Source organism: Nicoliella spurrieriana (assembly GCF_023380205.1).
GTDB classification, from domain to species: Bacteria; Bacillota; Bacilli; order Lactobacillales; family Lactobacillaceae; genus Nicoliella; species Nicoliella spurrieriana.
This window is the reverse complement of the sequence record NZ_CP093360.1, coordinates 55,380-66,998: the sequence shown is the minus strand read 5'-3', so window position 1 is coordinate 66,998 and position 11,619 is coordinate 55,380. Positions and strand designations below refer to the sequence as shown.

General features: G+C 41.2%; 11 protein-coding genes. 8 read left to right on the top strand and 3 right to left on the bottom strand.

The window, feature by feature from the left end:
* Positions 1 to 36: 36 nt before the first annotated feature.
* The 5 genes from MOO44_RS00330 to MOO44_RS00310 all read left to right on the top strand — a co-directional run bounded on the left by MOO44_RS00330 (position 37) and on the right by MOO44_RS00310 (position 5,056).
* Positions 37 to 1,215 (top strand): hypothetical protein, encoded by a 1,179-nt coding sequence (locus tag MOO44_RS00330; protein WP_260115932.1) that lies wholly within the window; start codon positions 37 to 39, stop codon positions 1,213 to 1,215.
* A gap of 25 nt (positions 1,216 to 1,240) precedes the next feature.
* The gene (locus MOO44_RS00325; RefSeq protein ID WP_260115931.1) at positions 1,241 to 2,416 is read left to right on the top strand and encodes a metal-dependent hydrolase family protein; all 1,176 of its coding nucleotides are present in this window, start codon (positions 1,241 to 1,243) and stop codon (positions 2,414 to 2,416) included.
* Positions 2,417 to 2,562: 146 nt separating this feature from the next.
* Positions 2,563 to 3,018: an FMN-binding protein gene (locus tag MOO44_RS00320; protein WP_260115930.1), complete on the top strand. Its 456-nt coding sequence runs from the start codon at positions 2,563 to 2,565 to the stop codon at positions 3,016 to 3,018.
* A 3-nt stretch (positions 3,019 to 3,021) separates the two neighbouring features.
* Positions 3,022 to 3,795: an FAD:protein FMN transferase gene (locus MOO44_RS00315; protein ID WP_260115929.1), complete on the top strand. Its 774-nt coding sequence runs from the start codon at positions 3,022 to 3,024 to the stop codon at positions 3,793 to 3,795.
* Positions 3,785 to 5,056 carry an FAD-binding oxidoreductase gene (locus tag MOO44_RS00310; protein ID WP_260115928.1) on the top strand — a complete coding sequence of 424 codons (1,272 nt, stop codon included), beginning with the start codon at positions 3,785 to 3,787 and terminating at the stop codon, positions 5,054 to 5,056. The genes MOO44_RS00315 and MOO44_RS00310 overlap by 11 nt, the downstream gene beginning before the upstream one ends.
* 54 nt (positions 5,057 to 5,110) lie before the next feature.
* Here MOO44_RS00310 and MOO44_RS00305 read toward each other — a convergent pair whose 3' ends face one another.
* Positions 5,111 to 5,950: a CAP domain-containing protein gene (locus tag MOO44_RS00305; protein WP_260115927.1), complete on the bottom strand. Its 840-nt coding sequence runs from the start codon at positions 5,948 to 5,950 to the stop codon at positions 5,111 to 5,113.
* 134 nt (positions 5,951 to 6,084) lie between these two features.
* On the opposite strand from MOO44_RS00305, the gene MOO44_RS00300 reads away from it, so the two are divergent.
* From MOO44_RS00300 to MOO44_RS00290, 3 genes are all read left to right on the top strand, one after another.
* On the top strand, positions 6,085 to 6,570 hold the full coding sequence (locus MOO44_RS00300) for a hypothetical protein (protein ID WP_260115926.1): 486 nt from the start codon (positions 6,085 to 6,087) through the stop codon (positions 6,568 to 6,570).
* A 16-nt stretch (positions 6,571 to 6,586) separates the two neighbouring features.
* Positions 6,587 to 6,853, top strand: coding sequence for a hypothetical protein (locus MOO44_RS00295; RefSeq protein ID WP_260115925.1), 267 nt, complete (start codon positions 6,587 to 6,589; stop codon positions 6,851 to 6,853).
* Between the two features lie 97 nt (positions 6,854 to 6,950).
* Positions 6,951 to 7,988 carry a zinc-dependent alcohol dehydrogenase family protein gene (locus MOO44_RS00290; RefSeq protein WP_260115924.1) on the top strand — a complete coding sequence of 346 codons (1,038 nt, stop codon included), beginning with the start codon at positions 6,951 to 6,953 and terminating at the stop codon, positions 7,986 to 7,988.
* A gap of 49 nt (positions 7,989 to 8,037) precedes the next feature.
* On the opposite strand, the gene lepA is transcribed toward MOO44_RS00290, so the two are convergent.
* Complete coding sequence (gene lepA, locus MOO44_RS00285; RefSeq protein WP_260115923.1) at positions 8,038 to 9,831, bottom strand: translation elongation factor 4; 1,794 nt, start codon at positions 9,829 to 9,831, stop codon at positions 8,038 to 8,040.
* Positions 9,832 to 10,115: 284 nt separating this feature from the next.
* Positions 10,116 to 11,348, bottom strand: a complete 1,233-nt coding sequence (locus MOO44_RS00280) for a serine hydroxymethyltransferase (protein WP_260115922.1) — start codon at positions 11,346 to 11,348, stop codon at positions 10,116 to 10,118.
* Positions 11,349 to 11,619 lie beyond the last annotated feature (271 nt).

Genomic DNA, 11,619 nt, shown 5'->3' with positions numbered 1-11,619 from the left:
ATCGAGAAGGTACCGAATTGATTGGAGTGGTGTATAATGAGTATTGTGGTTGCGTTAACAATTGTAATGATGTTTCTATTTATTGGTGAATGGGTATCAACGTTAAGTAAGGCTTATATCCCGTCGGTATTTGTCACCGCGGTGCTATTTTTGATTGGATATTGGACGATTATTCCTAAAAATATCACGGAAATTGCTTCATTTACCCCTAATTTTGTGGAAGTCATCCAAGCAGCCCTTTTAATCCATATGGGAACCCTAATGGACCTAAAGGTATTGGTTGATCAATGGCGTTCCGTTGTGGTTGCACTCTCTGGGGTACTTGGGACCGTGATTTTAGCCATGGGTGGTGGATTACTACTATTTAATTGGCACACGGTAATTGCTAGTGTGCCACCATTGACTGGTGGAATCGTTGCTGCTTTCTTAATGAGTAATGGTCTAAAAGCCCAACATATTACGGAATTAATTTCATTTCCGGTTTCAATGTTTGTTGTACACAGTATCATTGGTTATCCACTGACTGCCTTTTTGTTAAAGAAGGAGGGCAAACGGCTCCTTGGGGTTTATCGCTCCGGTAATAAGGGCGAGGTCAAGGAATCTGTTGATGCCCATGAAGTCGTTAAAAGTTTAACTACCAATCAGAGATTTTCAGCTTATAAAACCCCCGCTTTTCAAATTTTCTTGGTAATGTTATTATCTGCATTGTCACTTTGGATCGGTGGGACGCTTTTGAACAACGTCATTAATAAATTCATCGTTTGTTTGGTCGTTGGGGTGGTTGCTCACCAGTTTGGAATCTTAGATGATCACGTTTTGGAAAAAGCCGGGGTCTTCAACTGGTTTATGTATGGATTATTGCTATACATTTTCTCCTTCTTGGCGGCCGTTACGCCACAAAACCTGACTAGCATTTTAGTTCCAATTATTACGATGATCATTTTGGGAATCTTTGGGATGTTCTTAGCCTCATTCCTATTAGCCAAGCCACTGGGGATGTCAAAATCGATGGCATTTGCGAGTGCGTTAACTGCATTGTTTGGTTTTCCTGCTGATTACATTGTGACACACGAATCAGCTAAAAACATTGCTAAGACTAAGGATGAAGAAACGTTTGTCTTGAACCATACCCTACCTAAAATGTTAGTGGGTGGGTTTGCCACCGTTTCAGTTGCTTCCGTAATCATTGCTTCAATTTTTCTCAAATTACTATAAAATTCTTTTGAAAAGAGTGAATAAGATGGCAGATGTTTTCTACAGTAACTTTAATTTATTTAATGGAAAAGATAATCAGGTCGTTAACGATAGTTGGTTCTCGGTTGATTCCACAACGGGTAAGATTACCCAGGTCGGGACTGGGACTGCTCCTGAAGAGGCAATTGATCTAAACGGCCAATATGTAATGCCGGGGATGATTAATGCCCATACGCATACTTCATTAGATCCATCCAGTCATGATGGGGACGGAAGTGCTGATATTGTGACGGTCGTGACCCGTTCGATTCAACACCTCCACGAACTCATGAAGTCTGGGGTGACCTACGTTCGTGAATGTGGAAGCTCATATGGGGTGGACCGGACTCTTGCAAAGCTACAAGCAACCGGGAAATTAGATCAGGTGCCAGCCATCATGCCAGCAGGGGAACCAATGACAATGACTGGTGGCCATGGGGTCTTGTTCCATGGTGGGAATGCCGTTGATTCTCCCGATGAAATGCGGAAGGGCGTGCGGAAAAACTTCGCCGAAGGAGCACAATGTATTAAGGTCATGGCTACTGGCGGGGTAATGTCGATTAATGACAACATGGTCCAACCCCAATTAAAGGTTCCAGAAATGAAGGTCGCGGTTGAAGAAACCCACAGTAAGGGTTCCATTGTTGCTGCCCATGCTGAAGCAAATCCCGGAATTTTAAATGCAATCGAAGCCGGTGTCGATTCAATTGAACATGGCTACTACATTAATGATGAAGAAATTCAAATGTTAGTTGATCATGGAATCTATTTAACCCCTACTTTGACCGTTGCACAGAGTATTGTGGACCATAGTGACGAACTGCCTGACTGGGAAGTGGCTAAGAACACCGCATGTACCGAGGCCGGTTATCGGAACTTTAAGAAGGCTTATAAGGCCGGCGTTAAGTTAGTGCTTGGAACTGATGCTGGGTGTCCTTACACTTACTTTGGTTCAACGCCACGTGAGTTTGACTTGATGGTTAATAAATTAGGGATGAGTAACTTTGACGCATTGACTGCGTCAACTCGCTCAGCTGAACTAATGAAGTTAACTGATTATGGGACGTTAGAAGTGGGTAAGTTTGCTGATTTCTTGGTTCTTAAGGGAAATCCACTAGCAGACGTTCAAGCGGTTGCGCAGGAAGATAAACAGGTTTATCAACACGGAAAGCGTAAGTATTAATAACTAAAGGCGAATCGATGTTCATATCGGTTCGCCTTTTTGTATTTTTTAAACTTTTTTATCTAAAAATTATGATTTATTTTATTAATCGTTAAAATTTAGCTAGTAATCTATTCATAATTCATTATGTTTAGGAGTTATTTGAAATGATGAAAAAACTGAGCGTATTATTAATTTCAATTGCGGTCTTGCTGGCCGTAATAATTGAAGGGTATACCGTTTTCTTTGATCGAAAGCAGCAAACGGTAACGACTAGTCCCCAGTCACAAACCGCAAGTCAAACCAGCAGTAGCGGGAGTAGTGATGGGAATAATAAAAAACAATTAAAAAACGGGACATACACCGGGGCTGCTACTGAGACACGCCATGGCGACGTTCAGGTTAAAATGGTAGTTAAAAATAATAAAATTAGTAACATTACGGTATTAAAGCATCCCGAAGGTGGCAAGTCAGACGAAATTAACGAGCAGGCATTGCCAATTTATACTAAGGAAGCCCTGCAAAAGCAAAGTGCAAAGATTAATCAAGTCTCTGGAGCCACCGAAACTTATGGTGGGTTTACCGGTTCATTACAGGATGCCATCACCAAAGCGGAGAGTTAAAATATGGACACAATTATTAAATCAACGGTAGTGGAATCAATGACGATTCCGTTTACAATTAGCGTTGCGGGTCAGGACAGCGAGCAAGTTCAATCAACGGTTCAGTCATTGATTAAGCCCGTTTTGTATCGATTAGAGCAAATTAACCAACGTTATTCAACATTTTTAGACCATAGTCTGGTTAGCGAATTCAACCGTGGCAATCAACAGATTTTAAACACCGATGCTGAATTCCGGTTCATTTATGATCAATGCCAAGTGATGAAGCACAATAGTGACGGGTATTTTAACGCCACTGATGAATTTAATCATTACGATCCATTAGGGTATGTGAAGGGCTGGGCAATTGAAACAATTTTTGATCAGTTAATGCGACCATTGTTGCGAAATCAATTTATTGATGGTGTCAGCCTAAACGGTGGTGGCGATCTTCAATTTGCTAGTCAAAATGGCTTTCAATGGCAGATTGGGATTGAAAGCCCCATTGATCGTTTACAACTAGTGGCTAGTTATCAATTCAAAAATGGCGCGGTGGCAACATCTGGATTCAGTAAGCGTGGAGCCCACATTCGGATTAGTGGTTCAAATGATTTACTTCAGGTAACGATGTATGCTAGTGACCTTACGAATGCTGATTGCTGGGCAACGGCTGGCATTGCAGCTGGTGAATTAGAGCTACGGCGTTTAATTGAACAGCACCATTTGACCGGGTGCTTTGTGAATCAAAACCAACGACTAAGTTATTTTATTAGGGGGACAATTACTGATGCTGAATAGTAATCGATATTTACTGGGGCTTACTTGGCTAGTTGCCATCTTTTTGGTTCCATTTCCATTCGTTCAAACCCTTAGTGCCGGGTTGCCAGCAATTTACAATCAGGATAAAACAATGATTTTATTCGGAACGATTGCGTACTCATGGATGTTACTTGCGATGTATATTTCAACCCGTCCGAAATGGTTAGATCGTTTAATCGGCCTTCCGAATGCCTACATGATTCATGGAATTCTTAGTTTAGCAGCAATTGTTTTAGCATACCTGCATAAAAGTAACCTCCGCTCTGATGGGTGGATTAAACTAACTGGGAATTGGGCACTATACTTATTCATTGGGTTAGGACTATACTCGATGATTTTTATGGCGGGTTGGTTAACGAATCGAGTCCCGGCGTTAAGATGGATTAAGCAATCACTGGAGCGGGTGTTTAAGCATGAGGTATCAATTTTAATCCACCGTTTAAACGTAGTCGCAACGGGATTGATCTTTATTCACGTGTTATTGATTCCGTATATTCGCCAAATCGTTCCATTTACGGTGCTATTTGTTGCAGCTTCTTTATTCGTATTCGGAGCGTATGCAATGACGTTTGTCCACCGCCGGTTAATTACTGCCAAACTAATCAATAATGTAGAAATCAAACCAAACGTTAGACAGTTAACCTTAAAATTGCATAAACATTTGGATATTTATCCTGGTGATTTTGTGTTTTTATCCTTTCCGAAAGTTAAATTGATGAAGGAACCACACCCCTTTTCGATTGTGAATGCCCCTAGCGACAGTAATGAATTAGTATTAGCGATTAGGGGTGACGGTGATTTCACCAGGCAGTTGGCTACCATCCAGGTGAATGAAAGTGTGGTAATTAATGGTGGTTTTGGAATGTATCAGTCGGTAATTAATGAAAACCATCCCGATAATTTAATGATCATCGCCGGTGGGATTGGCATCGTACCACTGCTTTCAATTGTTGATGGCAATCCCGATCTAAAGACGACCATTTTTTATAGTGTCAGTAATGAAAATAACTTATTGTATCAAGATAAATTTGACCAGTGGGAACAGCGCGACAACTTTCGGGTGTTTCGACAAATTGGCCGCTTTAATCAAGAAGCAATTGCGAACCGCTTGCCAAAGAATACCCAAAAAACAGTAGTGTTGATTGGTGGTCCTGATAAAATGGGGACCCAGTGGATTAAGAACTTAAGGCGATTGGGTGTGAGACGCTCCCAGATTTATTACGAACGATTTTCATGGTAACAAAAAAGCAACGCCCTGCACACCACTTTAATGTTAGGGGGGTTGCTTTTTAATTTAGAGCTTGAATAATCCACACATTGTGACCGCATTATCTGAAATGTAGAATGCGACTGCCGCATAGTTGGCCCATTTATTTAATAGGGTGTCTCGGTGAAGGGCATCCTCAGTCAAGAGGGTGCGAGCAGCATTTTGCCCAGTGGCTTTGTAGTTTAAACTTTTACCGGGACCGGAGTAAATTAAGGTCGGGCTTAACATTACTTCTCCGTATCCGCTATTTTTTGTATTATAAGAAGTACCATTTGGTCGAGTGTGGTCGAACTTAGTTTGCAATTCCCTTGCCCGAACTTGAGCGCGTTGATTCAAATTAGGAGCAGTCTTGAAACTTTTAAGTCCCATTTTACGACGATAGGTATTCAGGTATTTAAGATATGCCTGATTCATTTGCTTGACGGGAACCGTATTCTTAACGTATTTCACTGTCATTGATGTTGGTAGGCTATCATAAGAAATGCTATCTGGATAATAATAGTAGTTAATGTAGCCCTTAATTGATTTAGCAAAGCCGTAAATTGGATCACCATTCGTTGAAACGGTTTGATCATTGCTGATTTGCTTGCCATCGATCGACTGGTAGTGGATGACCATGGTCTTTGTGGGCTGTGCTTGTTGATCGTTATCAGACGAGTCACCATCATCAGTCTGATTAGAGGATGAATTATTGTTATCGTCTGAAACTTGATTTTGGGATGCATCGCTTCCATTGTCAGCAGTAGCTGTACTCGTGATTTGATTACCATCATCTTGATTAGGCCCATCAGCGTTTACAACCGCAGGTGATTTTGTAAAAAAGATTAATGTCAATAATAATATCGAAAATAAAATTAATTTTTTCATTAATTGAAACTCCCATCAATAAATTAGATAAAACAACCTTAATTTTAGTTGAAATTGGTTAGAAGTCAAATTGAAAAAGATTATTTGGCAATCAGCGTTATAATTAAATCATTATAATTATGAGGGAGATAATGATGAAAATTTTGATTAGTTGGTTAGGGTTTATTGGTGATTGGTTGTTATTCATCTTTCCGTTATTTCAGGGGATTTTGGATGTGACCGAAGGAAGTGAATTACTGCGTGGTGCAAAGGGCACTAAAAATACTGACAGCAAAAAGCATCGCCGGTACGGGAGTCTATTATGGCTATTGCCACCACTTAAAATCATGATTGAACGTAGGAAGGTAATGAAAATTTCTAAGTATGCTTTAAATCGAAAGATTGATTTTGATAAGGTGTACCGCAAATTAAACGTCGCGACAGCGTGGGTATACGTTTCAGTGGCAGGGGTGTTAAATGGAATTGTCTCCACTGAAGATTTGCTTGAAAGCTATGGTTATGGTGATAACTGGTGGTTGTTGATTGGTTCATGCTTAATTATTATTTTAATCAGCATTCAAGTAATCAGGTACTTTGCTAGTTCTGATCGTAAAAAACATATTTTTAATGAACTTAGTTAGGCTAGGGGGAATTAATTTGTTACATCTTTCTGAATTGGAAGCTGATTTAATTAGTCGAGCTTGTCTAGCATTTAAAAACACAATGCGTCCTGATAATATTCGTGGTCGCAAAGAATTGGCGCAAATCAGTAATCAGGCGAAAACTCAAAACCGGTTAAATGAATTCGGAACGGATTTTACACTGTTAAAATCAGCGTTACAAAATTACCGTCAATTTGTAAAATCAGACGCTGAATTAGCAGAATTAGAAGCACTTATAGTTAACTATAAAGGCCGCTGTTAAGCGGTTTATCCAATGCAAGATGTTTGACATGTTTCTAGATAGCTTATATTATGTAAGCACAAATTATATTTCTAGAATTTAAGGAGCGTGCTAATTTATGAAACAAACCCGATTCGTAAAAGCAGGAAAAGTGGAAGTCAAAGACGTCCCCAAACCAACCATTGAGAAACCAGATGATGTAATCTTACACGTGGTTCAAGCGTGTGTCTGTGGATCTGATCTTTGGTCGTACCGGGGACTGGATGATAAGGAACCCAATTCATTAAATAATGGTCACGAAGCAATTGGTGTGGTGGAATCAGTGGGCTCAGAGATTACCACCGTTCAACCCGGTGATTTTGTAATTGCCCCATTTACCCATGGCTGTGGTCATTGTGCCGCTTGTCGAGCTGGATTTGATGGCAATTGTCAAAATCATGATGATAACTTTAGTAGTGGTTACCAATCAGAATACGTTCGTTATCAACATGCTAACTGGGCCCTAGTTAAGGTCCCAGGGAAGCCCGAAGACTACAGTCAAGGAATGTTAAACTCGTTTTTAACATTATCAGATGTAATGGCAACTGGCTTTCATGCTGCTAAGACGGCTAACGTCCAAACGGGTGATACCGCAGTAGTCATTGGTGATGGTGCCGTGGGCCTATGTGGAGTAATTTCTGCTCAATTGTTGGGTGCTAAGCGGATTATTGCGATGAGTCGGCATGCAGATCGGCAAGCCATGGCGAAGGAATTCGGGGCCACCGATGTCATTGCTGAACGCGGTGATGACGCAGTTGCAAAGGTAATGGAACTGACCAATGGCGCTGGTGCTGATGCAGTGCTTGAATGTGTGGGAAGTGATCTATCAACGAATACCGCACTGAAGATTGCCCGTCCTGGGGCCCACATTGGCCGGGTCGGATTGCCACATGGTGACGTTGACTATTCATTGACGTTTGGCAAAAACATTGCTCTATCAGGTGGGATTGCTTCCGTTACTACTTATGATAAGGGACGCTTACTTAAAGCGGTTTTGGATGGTCAAATTAATCCTGGGAAGGTCTTTACCAAGAGCTTTAACATTGATAATGTTGATGCTGCCTACCAAGCAATGGCTAATCGTGAAACCATTAAATCCGTAGTTACAACTGAATAATTAATTGATTTGATCAAAAAGAGAATGCCGATTGGCATTCTCTTTTTGATTATTCATTTAAATCTAAAATGCTATTAAAAACTGATTGCGGAAGCTCGACATCACTTTTGACGGCTTGGCGTTTATTGATACTTTGGCGCCTTAGTAGTGCCTGCTTTTTGGAAACGCTGTATTGATTTCCATTCACTGCGGCGTTTTTACGTAATGGCGGGATGTCCACCCTGGCAATCACGCGCCCCTCAACCACTGCTTGGGCTGGCATTGGATATAATCGTCTGGGAATCGTGTATTTTAGCTTATGAACTAGCTGTTTGGTTTGCTCCGGAGCATCGGTTCGGTGGGTTACAAAGGTTAATGCATCCACTCGAGCATAGTTGATTTGCACATCGACCCTCACGACATCTGCTAGTTTGTAACCATCTAAGGTGGTGCTAAGTGAAGCATACCCATGCGAAACTGATTTTAACTTATTGAAAAAGTCGTACGCAATTTCAGATAGTGGCATTTGGTAAGTAAGCTCCACCAAGCTACCCTGATTTCCCATATCAACGAAGATGCCCTTATGTTGATCTGCCAACTTCATTACTGCGCTTAACTCAGCGTCATTGGTGGTAATAATGGCCTTCACCATTGGTTCTTCTACCATTTCAATTTGTTCAAAGTCTGGAAATTGAATTGGGTTATCAACCGTTAATACGTTAGGTTGGTTCTTTAAGTGAACTCGATAGGTAACGTTTGGTGCAGTCGTTAATACCTCAATCCCAAATTCATCCTTCAGGCGTTCCCTGATAATTTGAAGATGGAAAATTCCTAAAAAGCCACCTCTAAATCCAGGGCCGAGTGCATCTGACACTTCTGGAACTAACTGAAGTGATGAGTCGTTTAGCGCTAGCTTGTTTAAAGCGTCCTTCATTTCATTGTAATCGCCCTGGGGGTAGATTCCGGCGTACACCATTGGCTGGGCAGGTTCATACCCGGGAAGGGGCTCATCCGTTGGGGTGTTTTGATTGGTGATCGTATCACCAATTCTAACTAGGTGCGGATCCTTAATTCCAGTTACAATGTAACCAACATCACCAGCAGCTAGTTGTTTAGTAGCTGCTTTAGCAGGGGTAAAAATACCCACTTCCTTATTGGTAAAAGCTGCTGAATTTGCCATTAGCAATAATTCCTGATCTGCTTTCACTTGACCGTCAATGATCCGCACTGATGCGATGACCCCCTTGAAACTATCATATTCTGAATCGAATACTAACGCCTTGAGGGGCTTATTAATATCACCATTGGGCGCAGGTAGGGAGTTAACAATGGCTTCTAACACTGCATGAACGCCCTGACCAGTTTTAGCAGAAATTTGTAGGATTGATTCGGCATCAAAACTAGCATCCAATTCAAGTAGTTGTTGGGTGGTCATTTCAATTTGAGCGTTGGGACTGTCCACCTTGTTAATTACCGGCATGATTTTTAAGCCAGCTTCAACTGCTAGTCGGTAGTTAGCAACCGTTTGGGCCTGAATCCCCTGGGTCGCATCCACCAATAAGATGACCCCATCGCTAGCAGCGAGACTTTTTGCAACTTCATAGTTAAAATCAACGTGTCCGGGAGTATCAATGAAATTAAATTCATAGTCCTGGCCATTATCATCCCGGTATCTATTTCTAACCGTTCTGGATTTAACCGTTACCCCATGGTTTTGCTCCACCTGCATATCATCCAGGAGCTGGGCCTTGCTTTCACGTTCGGTGATGGTATTGGTCATTTCCATGATTCGATCCGCAAGGGTTGACTTTCCATGGTCAATATGGGCAATAATTGAAAAGTTTCTGATATTTGATTGATTCATAATGATTCTCCATTCTATTAATTAGTGACTTAAAACTAGAATGGCTTGTTTTTAAATTGCCATTCAAAATTAGAATGACAAACCAACTAACATAATTTGGCTCATGGGTTCAGTTCCTCACTTTCAGATAATAGATTTGATTACTTAAATATTACCATACTAACCGGTAGTTTACTAATTTTATAAAAGGACTATTAATTACTAAAAGTTAGTGGTAGTATTAAGGAGCGAAGGAATAGATATAGTAATAAAGGAGCGTCCCCATAGTGAGGCGCTCCTTTTAATTATCGATCAATCGGGTGCTCATTTACTAATTGTTGGACCTGTTGGCTGGCACGTTTTAATGCAACTTCATCAGTGGGATTACTTAACACGGTTACGATGAGCTGCGCCACTTTGGCAGCGGCTGCTTCATCAAAGTGCCGACTAGTAATGGTCGGAGTTCCGATTCGAATTCCTTCCATTGTATTACCAGTTTCTAATGGTAGTAACTCCTTATTAGTGGCAATTCCCACGCTGTAAAGCAGGTTAGCTGCCTGTTCCCCCGTCATGTGGACAGGGTTTAAGTCCAAAGTCATCTCATGATTTTCGGTTCCGCCTGACACGACTCTAACCACGTTACTTTCATTAAAGACCTTAGCCATTGCCTGAGCATTTTTGATCACTTGTTGAGCGTATTGTTTAAATGCTGGTTGCAGCGCTTCTTGGTATGCAATTGCCTTTGCGGCAACTACGTGTTCTAATGATCCACTTTGTGAGACTGGGAAAACCGCATTATCTAGTCGATCTGCATACTTAGCTTTTGCAAGGATCATACCACCACGGGGGCCCCGTAATGTTTTGTGGGTCGTGGATGTAACCACGTCAGCCACGGCGACTGGATTGGGATGAAGTCCAGCGGCCACTAATCCGGCAATGTGTGCCATATCGACCATTAAGAATGCCCCGACTTCATCTGCAATTCTTCTAAATTGGGTCCAGTCAATAATGTGACTGTAAGCTGATGCACCCGCAATGATTAATTTCGGGTGGACCTCCTTAGCAATTTCTTCAATGTGGTCGTAATCTAATAATTCAGTCTGTGGATCCACTCCATAGAAGTATGACTTATAGAGTTGGCCTGAAAAATTATGCTTTTGACCATGGGTGAAATGACCACCAGCATGTTCACTCATTGATAGGATTCGATCACCTGGGTTTAAGAAGGCTGAATAAACTGCCTGGTTGGCTTGAGTTCCCGAGTGGGGTAATACGTTTGCATATTCTGCATGAAAAAGTTGTTCTGCACGTTGTTTAGCTACTTGATCAATGATATCAAGGGCCTCATTTCCGGTATACACCCGTTTGTTAGGGTAACCAACTGCGTATTTATTAGTTAAAATCGAGCCCTGCGCTGCTCTAACGGCTTGCGAAGCAATATTTTCTGAAGCAATTAATTCAATTACGTTTTCCTGACGGTTATTTTCTTTTTGAATTGCATTCCAAATGGTTGGGTCTTGCTTTGAAAAGTCAAACATAATAATTCCTCCTAATTAGACAAAAAAGACGTCCTCGTACTTTCGTACAAGGGCGTCTTTAACACTGTTCCACCTTATTTTTATATCAAGCTCACACTTGATACCTCTGAGTCTTAATGCGCATTAAGATATCGATTACTATTCAAGTTAAATCTTGACTGCCTTCATCCAATGCCCAGACATTCCATTTCACCTGATTGAATGTTCGCTGAACTGGGTAGATTAGATTACTACTTTCAAGTTGCATTAAGAATAATCTAAAAAATTACGA

What these genes read in the sequence shown, in the direction of transcription:
- MOO44_RS00290 (WP_260115924.1), top strand. Translation starts at nt 6,951, where the DNA reads ATGAAACAAACCCGATTCGTAAAAGCAGGAAAAGTGGAAGTCAAAGAC.
- lepA (WP_260115923.1), bottom strand. Translation starts at nt 9,831, where the DNA reads ATGAATCAATCAAATATCAGAAACTTTTCAATTATTGCCCATATTGAC.
- MOO44_RS00310 (WP_260115928.1), top strand. Translation starts at nt 3,785, where the DNA reads ATGCTGAATAGTAATCGATATTTACTGGGGCTTACTTGGCTAGTTGCC.
- MOO44_RS00300 (WP_260115926.1), top strand. Translation starts at nt 6,085, where the DNA reads ATGAAAATTTTGATTAGTTGGTTAGGGTTTATTGGTGATTGGTTGTTA.
- MOO44_RS00325 (WP_260115931.1), top strand. Translation starts at nt 1,241, where the DNA reads ATGGCAGATGTTTTCTACAGTAACTTTAATTTATTTAATGGAAAAGAT.
- MOO44_RS00280 (WP_260115922.1), bottom strand. Translation starts at nt 11,348, where the DNA reads ATGTTTGACTTTTCAAAGCAAGACCCAACCATTTGGAATGCAATTCAA.
- MOO44_RS00320 (WP_260115930.1), top strand. Translation starts at nt 2,563, where the DNA reads ATGATGAAAAAACTGAGCGTATTATTAATTTCAATTGCGGTCTTGCTG.
- MOO44_RS00315 (WP_260115929.1), top strand. Translation starts at nt 3,022, where the DNA reads ATGGACACAATTATTAAATCAACGGTAGTGGAATCAATGACGATTCCG.
- MOO44_RS00330 (WP_260115932.1), top strand. Translation starts at nt 37, where the DNA reads ATGAGTATTGTGGTTGCGTTAACAATTGTAATGATGTTTCTATTTATT.
- MOO44_RS00305 (WP_260115927.1), bottom strand. Translation starts at nt 5,950, where the DNA reads ATGAAAAAATTAATTTTATTTTCGATATTATTATTGACATTAATCTTT.